16 protein-coding genes are annotated in these 15,014 nt (G+C 75.7%); 10 read left to right on the forward strand and 6 right to left on the reverse strand.

The genetic code is table 11. The features are described 5' to 3' along the window. The first annotated feature begins 15 nt into the window (after positions 1-15). Entirely contained in the window at positions 16-678 is a 663-nt protein-coding gene (locus ACFVU9_RS13535) for a hypothetical protein (RefSeq protein ID WP_387593111.1), read from the forward strand. Between the two features lie 44 nt (positions 679-722). Here ACFVU9_RS13535 and ACFVU9_RS13540 read toward each other — a convergent pair whose 3' ends face one another. Genes ACFVU9_RS13540 through ACFVU9_RS13550 form a run of 3 tightly spaced genes read right to left on the reverse strand, consistent with a single transcriptional unit; the run spans position 723 to position 2,683 of the window. Further along, positions 723-1,454: an anti-sigma factor family protein gene (locus ACFVU9_RS13540; protein ID WP_387593114.1), complete on the reverse strand. Its 732-nt coding sequence runs from the start codon at positions 1,452-1,454 to the stop codon at positions 723-725. Beyond that, complete coding sequence (locus ACFVU9_RS13545; RefSeq protein ID WP_380437389.1) at positions 1,451-2,023, reverse strand: sigma-70 family RNA polymerase sigma factor; 573 nt, start codon at positions 2,021-2,023, stop codon at positions 1,451-1,453. Before ACFVU9_RS13545 ends, ACFVU9_RS13540 begins: the two co-directional genes overlap by 4 nt. A gap of 33 nt (positions 2,024-2,056) precedes the next feature. Continuing rightward, a complete protein-coding gene (locus ACFVU9_RS13550; protein WP_380503663.1) occupies positions 2,057-2,683 on the reverse strand; it encodes a hypothetical protein in 627 nt (208 codons plus the stop codon). Between the two features lie 198 nt (positions 2,684-2,881). Here ACFVU9_RS13550 and ACFVU9_RS13555 point away from each other — a divergent pair, with 198 nt between their 5' ends. Then, on the forward strand, positions 2,882-3,271 hold the full coding sequence (locus ACFVU9_RS13555) for a thioredoxin family protein (RefSeq protein WP_387593117.1): 390 nt from the start codon (positions 2,882-2,884) through the stop codon (positions 3,269-3,271). 8 nt (positions 3,272-3,279) lie between these two features. Here the strand turns inward: ACFVU9_RS13555 and ACFVU9_RS13560 are convergent, their stop codons facing one another. Continuing rightward, positions 3,280-4,245, reverse strand: coding sequence for a helix-turn-helix transcriptional regulator (locus tag ACFVU9_RS13560; RefSeq protein ID WP_387593252.1), 966 nt, complete (start codon positions 4,243-4,245; stop codon positions 3,280-3,282). A gap of 338 nt (positions 4,246-4,583) precedes the next feature. On the opposite strand from ACFVU9_RS13560, the gene ACFVU9_RS13565 reads away from it, so the two are divergent. From ACFVU9_RS13565 to ACFVU9_RS13585, 5 genes are all read left to right on the forward strand, one after another. Then, positions 4,584-5,318, forward strand: coding sequence for an alpha/beta fold hydrolase (locus ACFVU9_RS13565; protein ID WP_387593120.1), 735 nt, complete (start codon positions 4,584-4,586; stop codon positions 5,316-5,318). Between the two features lie 185 nt (positions 5,319-5,503). Beyond that, positions 5,504-5,950: an OsmC family protein gene (locus ACFVU9_RS13570; RefSeq protein ID WP_387593122.1), complete on the forward strand. Its 447-nt coding sequence runs from the start codon at positions 5,504-5,506 to the stop codon at positions 5,948-5,950. Then, positions 5,947-7,389, forward strand: coding sequence for a dihydrolipoyl dehydrogenase family protein (locus ACFVU9_RS13575; protein WP_387593125.1), 1,443 nt, complete (start codon positions 5,947-5,949; stop codon positions 7,387-7,389). The genes ACFVU9_RS13570 and ACFVU9_RS13575 overlap by 4 nt, the downstream gene beginning before the upstream one ends. A gap of 162 nt (positions 7,390-7,551) precedes the next feature. Then, complete coding sequence (locus ACFVU9_RS13580) at positions 7,552-8,646, forward strand: WD40/YVTN/BNR-like repeat-containing protein (RefSeq protein ID WP_387593128.1); 1,095 nt, start codon at positions 7,552-7,554, stop codon at positions 8,644-8,646. A 200-nt stretch (positions 8,647-8,846) separates the two neighbouring features. After that, complete coding sequence (locus tag ACFVU9_RS13585) at positions 8,847-9,620, forward strand: GNAT family N-acetyltransferase (protein WP_387593131.1); 774 nt, start codon at positions 8,847-8,849, stop codon at positions 9,618-9,620. 35 nt (positions 9,621-9,655) lie between these two features. Here the strand turns inward: ACFVU9_RS13585 and ACFVU9_RS13590 are convergent, their stop codons facing one another. Next, positions 9,656-10,510, reverse strand: a complete 855-nt coding sequence (locus ACFVU9_RS13590) for an EamA family transporter (protein WP_387593134.1) — start codon at positions 10,508-10,510, stop codon at positions 9,656-9,658. 62 nt (positions 10,511-10,572) lie between these two features. On the opposite strand from ACFVU9_RS13590, the gene ACFVU9_RS13595 reads away from it, so the two are divergent. Further along, complete coding sequence (locus ACFVU9_RS13595; RefSeq protein ID WP_387593137.1) at positions 10,573-11,436, forward strand: MurR/RpiR family transcriptional regulator; 864 nt, start codon at positions 10,573-10,575, stop codon at positions 11,434-11,436. Between the two features lie 111 nt (positions 11,437-11,547). Beyond that, complete coding sequence (locus ACFVU9_RS13600; protein ID WP_387593140.1) at positions 11,548-12,726, forward strand: alpha-hydroxy-acid oxidizing protein; 1,179 nt, start codon at positions 11,548-11,550, stop codon at positions 12,724-12,726. A gap of 46 nt (positions 12,727-12,772) precedes the next feature. Here the strand turns inward: ACFVU9_RS13600 and ACFVU9_RS13605 are convergent, their stop codons facing one another. Next, the gene (locus ACFVU9_RS13605) at positions 12,773-13,723 is read right to left on the reverse strand and encodes a DUF4436 family protein (RefSeq protein ID WP_387593143.1); all 951 of its coding nucleotides are present in this window, start codon (positions 13,721-13,723) and stop codon (positions 12,773-12,775) included. A 168-nt stretch (positions 13,724-13,891) separates the two neighbouring features. Here ACFVU9_RS13605 and ACFVU9_RS13610 point away from each other — a divergent pair, with 168 nt between their 5' ends. Then, entirely contained in the window at positions 13,892-14,920 is a 1,029-nt protein-coding gene (locus ACFVU9_RS13610) for a LacI family DNA-binding transcriptional regulator (RefSeq protein WP_387593145.1), read from the forward strand. Positions 14,921-15,014: the final 94 nt, after the last annotated feature.

Below are 15,014 nucleotides of genomic sequence, written 5' to 3' on the forward strand. Positions count from 1 at the left end.
CCGAGGACCGAGGACGTGACCAGCTTCCACACCCACCGGGCCCTCGTGCACGACGCCCGGCTCCCCGTCCGGCGGCGGCACGCGGCGCTGCGCACGTGCGTCACCTGCTTCGCGCCGTACGGGTTCAGGGCGACGTACCACCACCTCACGCTGAGCGCCCGGATCCCGCGACGACTGGAGGCGGATCCGGACGCGCTCGTCCGCGCGGTCGAGGAACTGCACGAGGCGCGGACGCTATGGCTCGCGCGCGCGGCGGAGTTCGCGGCGCAGCGCCGGGCGCAGAAGCGGGCCGGGCGCAGGTCCGTGCCGGCTCCGCGGCCGTGGTGGCTGCGGAGGTACGACAGCGTCGGGAACGAGGCCTGGTACGACGACCCGTTCCGCCATCCGGCGCTGCGGCTGCCCGACTACGTCCGCCGGCAGAACGCGCTGCTGGACGGTGCCGAGCTGCCCGGGTGCCCGGCCTGCGGGGACGAGGGGGCCGCGGTGGCGGTCCCGACCGGGCACGGCACGGCCGAGGTGTGCCCGGCGTGCGCGCTGGTGCTCCGGCCGTGCGGTGCGTGCGGGCAGCGGCACCGGGAGCTCCTGCCGTCCGCGCCGCGCGCCTGGCGCGGGATCTGGCGGCGCTCGCACATGACCGACGAGGGCACGCCCAGCCCGCACTGGCCTCGGCGGGCCTGAACCGCCACGGGCCCGAATCGCGGCGGGCCTGGCGTGCGACGGGCTCAGGCCCGGTGGGCCGGGACGGAGACGAGCACGGCGCCGGTGCCCTGGACACGCACCTCGAAGTGGTCGATCTGGCCCGGCTGGAGCGCGGTGCCCCCACCGGTGTGCAGCGTGTCCCCGCTGTCCGGCTCGCCGTAGCCGTCCGCCGGAACGTTCCAGGTGGTGACCGTCTGGCGCTCCCCACCGTGCGAGACCGCGACCAGGGTGCACGTCAACGGGCCCTGGACATTGGACAGTTGGAGACTCACCCGGCTGCCCCAGGTGACGCCGTCCACTCCGACGACGGCCTGGGCACCGGTCTGCGGGTCGGTCGCGGAGAACTGCTGCGCGACGGCGACCACCGCGGGCGTGGCGCTGCCGCTGACCACCGCAGCCGTGACCACCGGGCCCGCGGCCACCATCGCACTCGCGGCCAGCGCCAGCACCAGCCGCCGCACCCGGCCCCGCCGCCGGCCGGCCGAGACCTCGGCGACCAGCCGGTCCAGGAGGGCGGGGTCGGGGCCCGGGGCCGGCCCGGCCGGATCGAGGCCGAGCGCCGCGGCCGAGGCAGCGTAGTCGGCCAGCACGGGCTCGACCGGGCCGAGCTCCGCGACCTGCGCCGCGCACTGCGGGCACCCGGCCAGGTGCTCCTCGAACGCGGCGCGCTCGGCGGGCTCCAGCAGGCCGAGGACGTACGCGCCGGCGTCGACGTGGTCGGCTCCGCCGGGGCCGGGGTCGGGGCGGTCGGTCACGATGTCACTCCCCGTTCCTCCAGTGCGAGCCTGAGCGAGCGCAGTGCGTAGAACACCCGCGACCGGACGGTCCCGGCCGGGATGCCGAGTTCGGCGGCCGCCTCCTTGGCGGTGCGGCCCTTGAGATAGGTCTCGACGATGATCTCCCGGTGGGCGGGCGAGAGGTCGCCGAGGGCGTCCGCGATGGTCATCATCCGCAGGGCCCGGTCGAGTTCGTCGTCGGCGGGCATCAGCTCCAGCGGCGCGGCGTCCACCTCGCGGGGCCGGGCGAGCGCGCTGCGGTGGTCGTCGATGACGATCCGCCGCGCGACCGTGACCAGCCAGGGGCGCAGCGAGCGGGCCGCCGGGTCGAGCCTGTGGATGTTGCGCCAGGCCCGGACGAGCGTCTCCTGCACGACGTCCTCGGCGCGCTGGCGGTCGCCGGCGACCAGGTGGAGCACGAAGCCGTAGAGCGGACCGGCGTGCTCGCGGTACAGGGCGCGCATCAGCTCCTCGTCCGACGCCCCCGGCCCGCGTGCGGCGGCCTCACCGCGGGGGTGCTCCTCGGTCACCACTTCATCGTTGCGCACCCCTGCCTCCCGAGCGAGTCACGTCGTCACGGGTCAGTAGCCGCTGCTCGGCGCGGTGGGCTTCGGGGTCGCCGGGGCGCTCGGCATCGGGGTGGTGCCGGTCGCGACGCCCGCCTTGTCGCCGGTCGGGGTCAGCGCGTGCCAGATGCCGCCGAAGCCCTGGCCCATCGTGTCACCGGGCTTGGTGTCCGGTGCGTACCGGTAGACCGGCCAGCCGTTGACGGTGACCTGCTTGGTGCCGTCGTCGCGGGTGAAGGAGCCGACGAGCTTGCTGTCGATGCCCTTGACGGTGACGTTTCCGGTGGACTGCTCGGGCGGCCAGAGCGAGGAGCAGCCGGTGTTGCAGTACGAGTCCGGCGGGCTGCTCTCGTCCTTGTCGAAGCGGTAGAGCGTGAAGCCGGAGCCGTCGGTGATGATCGTCCCGAGCTTGGGGTCCGTCGCGGTCTGCAGGGTCGTGCCGCCGGCGGCCGGGGGCTGGCTCGGGGCCGGTGTGCCCGGGGCCGGGGTGCTCGGCGCGGCCGGCGCGCTCGGGGTGCTCGGGGTGCTGGGCTTGGCGCTCGAACCGGAGCCGGAGGACCCGCAGCCGGCCACGAGGGCGGTCACGGCGAGGCCGGAGGCGGCGAGCAGCGCGGCCCGCCGCGTGCGGGGGTTGCTGCGCATGGTGGGCTCCCGTGGTCGGGGGCGGAGTGGACACCCTTCTGTACGGACGGTGGCGGCGCGCTGCTCACCGGGGCGCCGCACCGGGGGAGGACGGTGGAAGAGAACGGTGGAAGTGGGCGGTGGAATAGGCCGTGCCGGCGTGCCGTTGTGGCGTGCACAGGTCCGAACCGCCTCCTCCGGAAGGGAAGGAATCGCGAGATGAGCAACACGGTCGAGCTGACCAAGGAGAACTTCGACGACATCGTCCCCGGCCCCGAGGGCAAGGACTTCGTCTTCATCGACTTCTGGGCCGGGTGGTGCGGGCCGTGCCGCCAGTTCGCCCCGGTGTACGAGATGGCCGCCGAGCGCCACCAGGACCTCGTGTTCGCCAAGGTGGACACCGAGGCCCAGCAGGAGCTGGCGTCCGCGTTCGGGATCCAGTCGATCCCGACGCTGGCGATCATCCGCGAGGGCGTGCTCGTCTTCTCGCAGGCCGGCGCAATGCCGGAGGCGGTGTTCGAGGACCTGATCGGCCAGGCCAGGAAGCTGGACATGGCCGAGGTGAAGCGCAAGGTCGCCGAGGAGCAGGCGGCGCAGGGCACGGCGTGACCTGCTGATCAACTCCCGGGCGGGCCCGGGGAGTCGTCCTCCCCGGGCCCGCTCCACGCTGCCAGCCGGGCCGCCAGCGCCCGCACTTCGTCGCGCAGCGCGTCCGGCGTGCGGACGGTGAACGGGCGGCCGAGGCCCGCGAGCAGCACGGCGACGCCGTCCAGGTTCTGCGCCCGGGCGCGCAGCAGCACGCGCCCCTCGGCCAGCTCGGTGACCGTCCCGACGGCGCGCGGCAGGCGCTTGCGCGCCTCTTCGAGCGTCATCCCGAGCTCCACCTCCACCCGGTGCGTCCACGGCACCCCCGCCAGCGACTCGACGACGCGCTGCACCGGGTCGACGTCGGCCGGCGGCTCGAACCCGGTCCCGCGCGGCTCGGCCCGGACGATCCGGTCCAGGCGGAACGTCCGCTCCTCGCCGCTGCGGTGGTCGAGCCCGGTGGTGTACCAGCGGCCCGAGTGGAAGACCAGGCCGTACGGGTCGAACTCCCGCTCGCTGGGCCGGTCCTCGCGGTCCCGGTAGACGAGCAGCACCCGACGCCGGCAGCGGGCCGCGTCGGCCAGCGTGAACAGTGCGGCGGCCGCCGGACCCGGCCCGGCGGCGGGCGCGGCGGTCAGGCCGAGGGTCTGCTCGACGGTGTCGATCCGCTCGCGCAGGGCGGGCGGCAGCACCCGCCGGATCTTCGCGAGCGCCGTCCCGGCGGCCCGCTCCCCCACCGTCAGGCCCGTGCTGCGCCCGGCCAGGAGGCCCAGCACGACGGAGGCGGCCTCGTCGGCGGTGAGCATGAGGGGAGGGAGGCGGTAGCCGGGCAGCAGGCGGTAGCCGCCGTAGCGGCCGCGGTCGGCGCGCACGGGAATGCCGAGGTCGGCCAGGCGGGCGGTGTAGCGGCGGACGGTGCGCTCGTCGACGTCCAGGCGGGCGGCGAGTTCGGCGGCGGTAAGGCCCGGGTGGTCCTGGAGCAGTTCCAGCAGGGCCAGGGCCTGTCGTCAGACTCCCGTCGTCCGCCCGTAGGGCGGGCCGGGCGGCGTTGGGGTGCGTGCATCGCAAGGCGGAGGAGGGAGGCGATGCGGTGGGGGCACCTCCCGGCCGCCAGGCTGGGGGACATCGGGCGACCGACGACAACGCGGCGAGGCGCGTGCCCCGGCGTCGCCCGGCAGGCGGGAGTCTGACGACAGGCCCTTGGTACGCGACTGACCGGGTGGTCCATCGGTTCCCCCGTTCTTATCCGGGCGGGTTCTGTCCGGATTCGATCCTAGAGTCGTCGGCGCCGGGGGCAGGCCCCCGGGTTCCCGCCGACGCGAAGGAGCGATCCACCATGAGCACGTTCGTACTGGTCCCCGGTTTCTGGCTCGGTGCCTGGGCGTGGGACGAGGTCGCGGCGCCGCTGCGCGCGGCCGGGCACGCGGTGTACGCGGTGAGCCTGCCCGGGCTCGCCGAACGCGCCGGAGAGGAGGGCGACTTCGGACTGGAGGACCACATCGCCGACCTGGCCGGCCTGCTGGTTCGGGAGGACCTGCACGACGTGGTGCTGGTCGCGCACAGCGGCGCCTGCGCCCCGGTCGGCGGGATCGCCGACCGGATGCCGGAACGCGTGCGCCGGGTGGTCTACCTGGACAGCGGGCCGATGGTCGACGGCAGTTCGGTGTACGACCTGTGGCAGCCCGACTACCGCGCCTGGGCCGACGCCTCGGTGGTCGACGGCCGGCTGCCGATGCCGTCCTGGGGCGCCATCGCCGAGCACGGCGCGAGCACGGAGGGCCTGGACGAGGCGATGCTCGCCCGGATCGGCGCGCGGACCACCCCGCACCCCGTCGGCGCCTACCCGGACCGGCTCCGGCTCACCGGCGCCGGGGCCGCGCTGCCGCAGGCGCTGGTGGCCTGCTCGTTCCCGCTCGCCCAGGTGCGCGCGATGATCGAGGCGGGCCACCCGTGGTTCGCGGGGCTGGACGGGCCGAACTGGGAGCTGCGCGAACTGCCCACCGGGCACTGGCCGATGTTCTCCCGGCCGGCCGACACGGCCACGGTGCTGGCGGAACTCGCGGCGCTCTGAGCGACGCTCCGAGCCGCCCCCGGCGCCGCGCGTCCACCTGCTGAACGTCTGCTCGATCGCCCGCCGTCCGCGTGTTCGCCTGCGCGGACGGCGGGCGTCGGCGCAGGATGGGCACGGCGCCGGGCACGCGGTCCGGCGCCGGTCCGGCAGGGAGACCGGACCCGAACGGAGAGCGAGCACCGCCCATGAGCGAACAGCCCGCCGGCACCACCACCGAGCCGGAGTTCAAGCGGGTCACCACCACCGTCGTCACCGGGAGCGCCACCGACGCGCCGTACCACGTCGACGTCAAGGCCGGCACCCACCCGCTGACCGCCGACGAGCCGGCGCGGCGCGGCGGCTCGGACAGCGGCCCGGAACCGTTCGCCCTCCTCCTCGCCTCGCTCGGCTCGTGCACGGCGATCACCCTGCGGATGTACGCCGAACGCAAGGAGTGGCCGCTGGATGCGGTCCGAGTCAGGCTCGGGTACGAGACGAACGGAGCGCGCGGGCGGATCACCCGCAGGGTCGCGCTCTCCGGGGCGCTCGACGAAGCGCAGCGCGCCCGGCTGCTCGACATCTGCGAGCGCACGCCCGTCACGCTGGCCCTGGGGTCCGGGGTGACCATCGACACGACGGAGGACCGCGCATGACCACCACGCCCGAGGAGTTCGACGTCATCGTCCTGGGCGCCGGGCCGACCGGCGAGAACGTGGCCGACCGGACGGTCGCGGCCGGACTGCGCACGGTGATCGTCGAGGCCGAACTGGTCGGCGGCGAGTGCTCGTACTGGGCCTGCATGCCGAGCAAGGCACTGCTGCGCCCGGCGGCGGCGCTCGCCGACGCCCGCGCGGTGGCAGGCTCGCGCGAGGCCGTCGGCGAGGGGCGGCTCGACGCGGCCGCGGTGCTGGCCCGGCGGGACTCCTTCACCTCGCACTGGCGGGACGACGGCCAGGTGAAGTGGCTGCGCGACACCGGCATCGAGCTGGTGCGCGGCCACGGCCGGCTGGCCGGCGCACGGACCGTGACGGTCGAGGCGGAGGACGGCGGCGAGCGGGTGCTGACCGCCCGGCACGCCGTCGCCGTGTGCACCGGCAGCCGCCCGGTGCTGCCGGCCGGGGTGCCGGGGCTGGCGGAGGCCCGGGCGTGGACCAACCGGGAGGCCACCGGGGCCCCCGCCGTCCCCGGGCGGCTCGCGGTGGTCGGCGGCGGGGTGGTCGGCGTGGAGATGGCGACGGCGTGGCGGGCGCTGGGTGCGGAGGTCGTCCTGCTGGTGCGCGGCGGCGGGCTGCTGCCGCGGATGGAGCCGTTCGCGGGCGAGCTCGTCGGCGACGGCCTGCGCGAGGCCGGGGTGGACGTCCGGTTCGGGGTGGAGGTCACCGCGCTGGAACGGGCGGACGACTCCGGACCGGTCGTGCTGACGCTCTCGGACCGCGAGCGGCTGAGCGTCGACGAGGTGCTGTACGCGACCGGGCGGGCCCCGCGGACCGCGGACATCGGCCTGGAGCAGGTCGGGCTGAAGCCGGGCGACTGGCTGGAGGTGGACGACAGCTGCACGGTGCTCGGTGTGCCCGGCGAGTGGCTCTACGCCGCCGGGGACGTCAACCACCGGGCGCTGCTCACCCACCAGGGCAAGTACCAGGCGCGGATCACCGGCGCGGCCATCGCGGCCCGGGCCCAGGGGCGCGAGCTGGACACCGCGCGCTGGGGCGCGCACGCCGCGTCGGCCGACAGCGCCGGCGCGCCGCAGGTCGTCTTCACGCAACCGGAAGTCGCCGCCGTCGGCCTGACCCTGGCGGCGGCCGAGCGGGCCGGGCTGCGGGTCAAGGCCGTCGACCACGACCTCGGCGCCGTGGCCGGGGCCTCGCTGTACGGAGACGACTACCGCGGCCGGGCCCGGGTGGTGTTCGACCTGGATCGTCAGGTGCTGGTCGGCGCCTGCCTGGTCGGCCCCGCGGTCGCCGAACTGCTGCACTCGGCGACCGTCGCGGTGGTCGGCGAGGTGCCGATCGACCGGCTCTGGCACGCCGTGCCCGCGTACCCGACGATCAGCGAGGTGTGGCTGCGGCTCCTGGAGGGCTGCCGGGGCTGAGCGCCTGATCCCGTCCTCCGTCCGCCGTCCCCCGAGGTCACCGGCTCGGCGCTGCTCGGCGCTGCTCGGCGCGGCGAGATGTGACCTCGGGTGGACGGCGGGAGACTGGCAGTCGGGGGACGTCCCGGGGGGCGGTTTCTCGTGACCAGGTGGTGTGTTGGCATGACCGAGGTGCTGTTGGCCGTCGGAACCGAGAAGGGCCTCTTTCTCGGCCGCAGCCGCGACCGGCTGAGCTGGGAGTTCAGCGGGCCGCACTTCCCGATGAACGCGATCTACTCCGTCTCCGTGGACCGCCGCGAGGGCCGCGCCCGGCTGCTGGTGGGCGCCGACAGCAGCCACTGGGGCCCGTCGGTGTGGCGCTCCGACGACCTCGGCACCAGCTGGAAGGAGCCCGCCGAGCCCGCGATCCGCTTCCCCGAGGGCACCGGCGCCTCGCTCACCAGGGTCTGGCAGCTCCAGCCCGCCGGGCCCGAGGCGCCCGGCGTCGTGTACGCGGGCACCGAACCGGCCGCGCTGTTCCGCTCCGAGGACGGGGGCGAGACCTTCGCCCTCGTCCGGGCCCTGTGGGACCACCCGCAGCGCTCCCAGTGGGGCGCCGGCTACGGCGGCCAGGGCCTGCACACCATCCTCACCGACCCGCGCGACCCGCAGCGGCTCCTGGTCGCCGTCTCCAGCGGCGGCGTCTACCGCAGCAAGGACGGCGGCGAGAGCTGGGAGCCGTCCAACACCGGTCTGCGCGCAGAGTTCTTCCCCGAGGAGAGCCAGTACCCGGAGTTCGGCCAGTGCGTCCACAAGATCGCCCCGGACCCGGTCCACCCCGACCGCCTCTACCTGCAGAACCACGGCGGCGTGTACCGCAGCGACGACTGGGGCGCGAGCTGGCGGACGATCGTCGACGGGCTGCCCGCCGAATTCGGCTTCGCGATCGCCGCGCACCCGCGCCGCGGCGACACCGCCTACCTGTTCCCGCTCGGCGGCTCCGGCGACCGCATCCCGCCCGGCCGCCGCTGCCGGGTCTTCCGCACCGAGGACGCCGGCGACAGCTGGCAGCCGCTCGCCGACGGCCTGCCCGGCGAGGACCACTACGGCATCGTGCTGCGCGACGCCCTGCGCACCGACGACGCCGACCCGGCCGGCATCTACTTCGGCAACCGCACCGGTGACGTGTACGCCAGCCACGACGAGGGCGACAGCTGGACGCTGCTCAAGTCCCACCTGCCCGACGTGCTGTGCGTGCGCGCGGCCGTGATCTCCTGACGCAGGGCCGCCGTCGGCCCGGAACACCGGCACGCGGCCGGCACGCGGCCGGAACGGGGCCGGTACGAGGCCGGTACGAGGCCGGTACGAGGCCGACAGAGGGCCTGCACGAAGCCTGTATTCGGAACAAACCGTTGCCCCCGGTCGTCCGGGCTGGTCAGTATGGCCGGAACACGAACGATCTCGACGATGGGGCAGGCGTGGCGGAGACGGACTGGGTGATCGGGCGGACCTCCGACGGGGTGCCGGTGGTGCGGTACCGGCGGGGCGAGCGGGAGGGCCTGCCGTGGGCCGACCTGCTCGAAGTCCTCGACGGATCCGGCGGGGTGGACCCGGTGGAGTTCGTGCGCGACACCATGCCGGGGTGGGCGGTCTCCGGATCCGCCGAGTTCGGCCGGGAGTTGCTGGCGCGCGGCGCCACGCCGCTGCGGCACGCCCACTCGCTGCGGCGCGACCTGGTGGCCGACCCGCCGCCCGCCGACTGGACGGACGCGCCACTGCGGGACGGCCTGCGGGCGGCGCCCTGCGACCGCGCGCCCGAGGAGCTGTTCGACGCGTGGCGGGCCGCGTTCGCCCCCGGACACGTGGACCGGTTCGCGGGCGACGACCGCCGGGCGCTGGCCGAACGGCTCGCCCCGCTGCTCGCCGGCACGGCCATCGGGCCCGTGCTGCCCGCCAGCCTGCTCGCCGTGGACGCGGACGACTGGGTGGTGGGCGGCGTCGTGCTCACCGACCGGGCCGGTGTGCCGTGGGTCGGCGAGGTCTTCCGCCACCCCGGGCGCGGCTACCCCGGGCTCGGCACCGACCTGCTGCGCCGGGCCGTCGCGGACTGCGCCCGCCGCGGGCTCGCCGAGGTGCAGCTGACCGTGACCGAGGGCAACCCGGCCCGCCGGGTGTACGAGCGGCTCGGCTTCGCCCTGGTGCACACGGCCCTGACCGTGATCGTGCCGGGCGGCGCCCCGGCGGCCGGCTGACCGCCACCGGCAGCCGCCGTGCCCCCGGCGACCCGTCACCGGGCCAGCTCCAGCACCACGATCCCGGCCAGCACGGTGACGCTGGCCGTCAGCCGCAGCCGGCCCAGGCGCTCGCGGAACACCGTCGTGGCGATCAGCGCGGCGATCACGATGCTCGTCTCCCGCAGCGCCGCGATCGTCGCGAGGTCCCCCCGGGACTGCGCCCACACCACCAGCCCGTAGGCCGTCAGCGAGAGCACGCCGCCCACGATGCCGAGCGGCGCCACCCGGCCGACCCCGACCAGCAGCGAGCGGCCGCGCCGCAGCCACACGACCAGCACGAGCGCCGGCCCCTGGAGCAGGAACAGCCAGGCCACGTAGCCGCCGACGGTGCCGGCGTGCCGGACCCCGCTGCCGTCCAGCACCGTGTAGAGCGCGATCATCACCCCGGTGCCCGCCGCGGCCCCCAGCGCGGGCAGCTGCGCCCGCCCCGGCACCCCCTTGGCGAAGGCCAGCCCGATCAGGCCGCAGGAGATCACCGCGACTCCCGACAGCTCGCCCGCGCCCGGGTGCCGGCCCAGCACCGCCACGGATATCAGCGCCACCAGCAGCGGCGCCGATCCGCGCGCGACCGGGTACATCTGCCCGAAGTCCCCCAGCTGGTAGGCCCGCAGGAGCAGCACCGTCGACACCGTCTGGACCACCGTCGAGGCCAGCAGGTAGGGCCAACTGGCGGCGGCCGGCAGCGGGTTGAGCAGCACCAGGACGACGGCGCACGCGGTGTACGTCAGGTTGATCAGCGCGAAGCCGACCAGCTTGTCCGGGATCCGGTGCGCGAGACCGTTCCAGACGGCGTGCAGCAGTGCCGCGGCGAGCACGACGACGGGCACGGCCGACGCGGATTCCGGCATGGCGGGACTCCCCTCCGACGAAGCATCAGGCTTGGAACGGAATTCCACGGTACACTGGATCCATGGAAGAGCGTTCCGAATTTTCTCCGCTGGAGTCCCAGCTGGCCGCACTGGTCCGCACCCGGCTCGGCGACCTGCGCGGCACCGAGGCACGCGTCGCCCGGGTCGTCCTCGACCGCGGCGCCGACCTCGTGCACCTCAGCGTGAGCGACGTCGCCGAGCTGGCCGGCACCGCGCCGTCCTCGGTGGTGCGGGCGTGCCAGCGGCTCGGCTTCCGCGGATTCCAGGAGCTGAAGATCGCCGCCGCCCGGCAGGCCCCGCGCCCGGCCCCCGCCCCGGCCGACCGGCGGGACCCGGCCGCCCGCGCGCTCGCCGACGCCCTGGGCGCGGCCCGGGAGGCCCTGGACGGCGTGGCCGCCACCGTCACCCCGGCCGACCTGCGGGCCGCCGCCGAGCTGCTGGACGGCGCCGACCGGGTGCTCCTGGCCGGCTCCGGGATCTCCGGCGCCATCGCGCTCGACCTCGCCTACCGGCTGCGCGCGCTCGGCCTGGCGGTCGACGCCCCGGCCGATTCGCTCACCGCCCAGATCGCCGCGGCCCAGCTCACGCCCACCGGCGTCTGCCTGGTCGTCAGCCACGGCGGCGCCACGCCCGTCGTCGTCGAGGCGGCCCGCCGCGCCCGCGAGGCCGGCGCCGCCGTGCTGGCCCTGACCAGCTACGCCCGCTCCCCGCTCACCGAAACCGCCACCCACATCCTCCTCGCGGGCGGGCAGGACCTGGTGTTCGGGCTGGAGATGACCGCCAGCCGGATCGCCCACCTGGCCGTCGTCGACGCCCTCACCGCGGCCCTGCTCGCGGTGCGCGGCCCGCGCGCCGAGCGGGCGCTGGAGCTGTCGGCCGACGTCATGGGGCGCCAGCTGTACTGAGCGTCCGGCCACGCGCACCCGGGGGTCTGGAAATCCGGCCGCCACCCGGGCACGGTGAGCGGGTGGCCGGCCCCGGCCCCTTGCCCCGGTTCCGAGAGGACGGCAGAGCGCGTGGACGTGAACGCCAAGGCGCAGTTCGGCGACTACCAGAACGAGATCTACTTCGACGGCCTCTTCGGCGTCCTCCCCGCCCTGCCCCTGTCCCCCTCCGACCTGGAGGAGCGCGGGCAGGCCGCGCTGGCGCCCTCGGTGCGCTCCTACGTCGCGGGCGGCGCCGGCGACGAGACCACGCAGCGGGCGAACACCGCCGCGTTCGAGCGCTACGGGCTCGTCCCCCGCATGATGGTCGGCGCCGCCCGGCGGGACCTCACGGTGGACCTGTTCGGCCTCACCCTGCCGTCGCCGCTGCTGCTGGCCCCGGTCGGGGTGATAGGCCTGTGCGCCCAGGACGGCCACGGCGACCTCGCCACCGCCCGCGCCGCCGCCCGCACCGGTGTGCCGATGATCGCCTCCACGCTGTCCGTCGACCCGATGGAGGACGTCGCCGCCGGGTTCGGCGACACCCCGGGCTTCTTCCAGCTCTACACCCCGACCGACCGCGCGCTCGCCGAGAGCCTCGTGCACCGGGCCGAGGCCGCCGGGTTCAAGGCCATCGTCGTCACCCTCGACACCTGGATCACCGGCTGGCGCCCCCGCGACCTCGCGACGGGCAACTTCCCGCAGCTGCGCGGCCACTGCCTCGCCAACTACACCTCCGACCCGGTCTTCCGCGCCCGGCTGGCGAATCCGCCCGAGGCCGATCCGCGGGCCGCCGTCCTGGAGTGGACGCAGGGCTTCGGCAACCCGCTGACCTGGGACGACCTTCCCTGGCTGCGCTCGATCACCGAGCTGCCGATCGTGCTCAAGGGCATCTGCCACCCCGAGGACGTCCGCCGCGCGAAGGACGGCGGCGCGGACGCGGTCTACTGCTCCAACCACGGCGGCCGGCAGGCCAACGGCGGACTGCCGGCGCTCGCCGCGCTGCCCGGCGTCGTCGAGGCCGCCGACGGGCTGCCGGTGCTGTTCGACTCCGGCGTCCGGACCGGCGCCGACGTGGTCAAGGCGCTCGCGCTGGGCGCCACCGCGGTCGCCGTCGGCCGCCCGTACGCCTACGGGCTCGCGCTCGGCGGCACGGACGGCATCGTGCACGTGCTGCGCTCGATCCTCGCCGAGGCCGACCTGATCATGGCGGTGGACGGCTACCCCACGATCGCCGACCTGCGGGCAGAGGGGGCGCTGCGGCCGCTGTGAGGCCCGGCCGCGGCGGGCGCGGGGCCGGTCAGGTGGGGTGCGCCGGTCAGGTGGGGTGCCGGCCCTCCACCCGGACCCCCCGGACCACCACCATCGTCAGGCTCGCGGTGACCAGCGCCTCGGCCCAGAAGAAGGCCGAGTAGTCCAGCAGCGAGCCGATCGGCGGACCGCCCGGCGCCGCGTTGCGCATGCCGACGAGGGCGAACAGCGTCGCCGCCATCCAGCCCAGGGCGGGCCAGACCAGCCCGCGCCGCTGCCGCACGATCAGGAAGGCGGCGACCAGCGCGGACAGGCCCAGCGCCCACATCGCGATGATCATGAACCAGGCCAGGATGAAGGTGCTGCGCGAGCGGCTGATCCGCTCGGTGACCTCCACGGCGCCGTCCTCGCTCTCCTGGCCGCTCCGGCGCAGGGCGAAGAACGGGTCCGCCTCCTGGACGTTCAGCACGACGGGCACCTGACGACCGCCGACGGTCGCCCGGAAGCCGATCGGCGCGCGGTAGCTGTCGAAGGGGTAGTCCGAGAGCCGCCCGTCGGTCAGGTTGAACGCCACCGTGCTGAAGCTGATCTGCTGGTTCGCCGGGTACTTCAGCGCGGCCTGCTCCAGGGAGGTCGTCTCGACGACCACGTCCTGCGCGGGCACGAGCGGGCCGTTCGGCGCCGCCAGGCCGCCGTGCGGCTGGACGAGGACCTTGGCGGCCAGCGTCAGGGCGGTCGCGTCGACGCGCTGCAGGACGACGTCCAGCTCCAGGAAGTCCTGCGTGGTAGCGCTGCCGACGGCCTGCGGCTGCTCACGGCTCGACCGCTCGTCGAAGTAGAGGCCGATCCCGGCCGCCACCAGCGCCGCGATCAGCGCCACGACGACGACCGGCCGCCACGGCCGCACCCGCGGGGTCCGGGCCGGCGGCTCGACGGCGGCCCGGGACCGGGCGTGGATCCGCACCCGGGGCCGGCCCGGTCGCCGCGGACGGCCCGGAAGGCGCGGCGACGCGTTCATCGGCCTCCTCGCGGGGCGGTCGAGTGGCGCGGGGGCGGACGCCCCCGTCCCGCCACCGTCGGCGCCGGGCGTCACGGCCCGCAAGCGGAATTCACCCTACCGGGGCGGGCGGATCTCCCCCCGATCACGGAAAGGTCACTGTCCGAGGCGGTGTGTAGGCTCGCTGGCATGGCGAGGGTGACGCGGGACGATGTGGCGAGGGCGGCGGGGACGTCCACGGCCGTCGTGAGTTATGTGATCAACAACGGGCCGCGTCCGGTGGCACCGGCCACGCGCGCGAAGGTGCTCGCGGCCGTCGAGGAGCTGGGGTACCGGCCCAACCGGGTCGCGCAGGCCATGGCGCGCCAGCGCACCGACCTGATCGGGATGGTCGTCCCGGACGCCCGCCAGCCCTTCTTCGCGGGCCTCGCCCACCAGGTCGAGCAGGCCGCCGCCGAGCGCGGCCGGCTGCTGCTGATCGGCAACTCGGACTACGCGGACGAGCGCGAGGCGCACTACATCCGCGCCTTCCTCGGCATGCAGGTGGACGGCCTGGTCCTGGTCACCCAGGACCCGGCCGGCCCCGGCGTCAGCGGCTTCGACGCGACCGACGGGACGCCCGTCGTGCTCCTGCACCACCGCGCCGAGACGGCCCGCGGCGTGGCCGTGGTCGCGGACGACGAGGGCGGCGCCGCCGAGGTGGTCCGCCACCTGCTCGGCCACGGGCACCCCGGGGTGCACTGCTTCGGCGGCACCTTCTCGCTCAGCCCGGCCGACCCCGTCTCCGCCCGCACCGTCGGGTGGGCCGCCGCACTGGCCGACGCCGGGATCCCCGCCGAGGGCCGACTCGTCCCCGCGCCCTTCGACCGGGTGCGCGCGCACGCCGAGGCGCTGCGGCTGCTGGCCCGGCCGGACCGTCCGTCCGCCGTGTTCTGCGCGACGGACGACCAGGCGATAGGCCTGCTGCGGGCCGCCGACGACCTCGGGATACGGGTGCCGGAGGAGCTCGCGGTGGCCGGGTTCGACGACATCGCGGAGGCGGTGATCGCCGGCCCGGCGCTGACCACCGTCGGGACGGCACAAGAGGAGATGGCCCGGGCCGCGGTGGACCTGGTGCTCGGCGGCGCCGAGGGGCGGGTCACCGGCGCGCGGACGTTCCCGGCCCGGCTGGTGCTGCGCCGCTCGTGCGGCTGCCCGAACCCGTCCGGCCCGGCCTGAGCCCGTCCGACCTGAGCCCGTCCGGCCCGAGCCCGTCCGGCGGCCGATGGGCGACCGCCGGAGGGGGCGTGCGGGCGGGGAACTCCCGAGGCGC

The organism is Kitasatospora sp. NPDC057936 (assembly GCF_042887525.1).
Taxonomy (GTDB): Bacteria; Actinomycetota; Actinomycetes; order Streptomycetales; family Streptomycetaceae; genus Kitasatospora.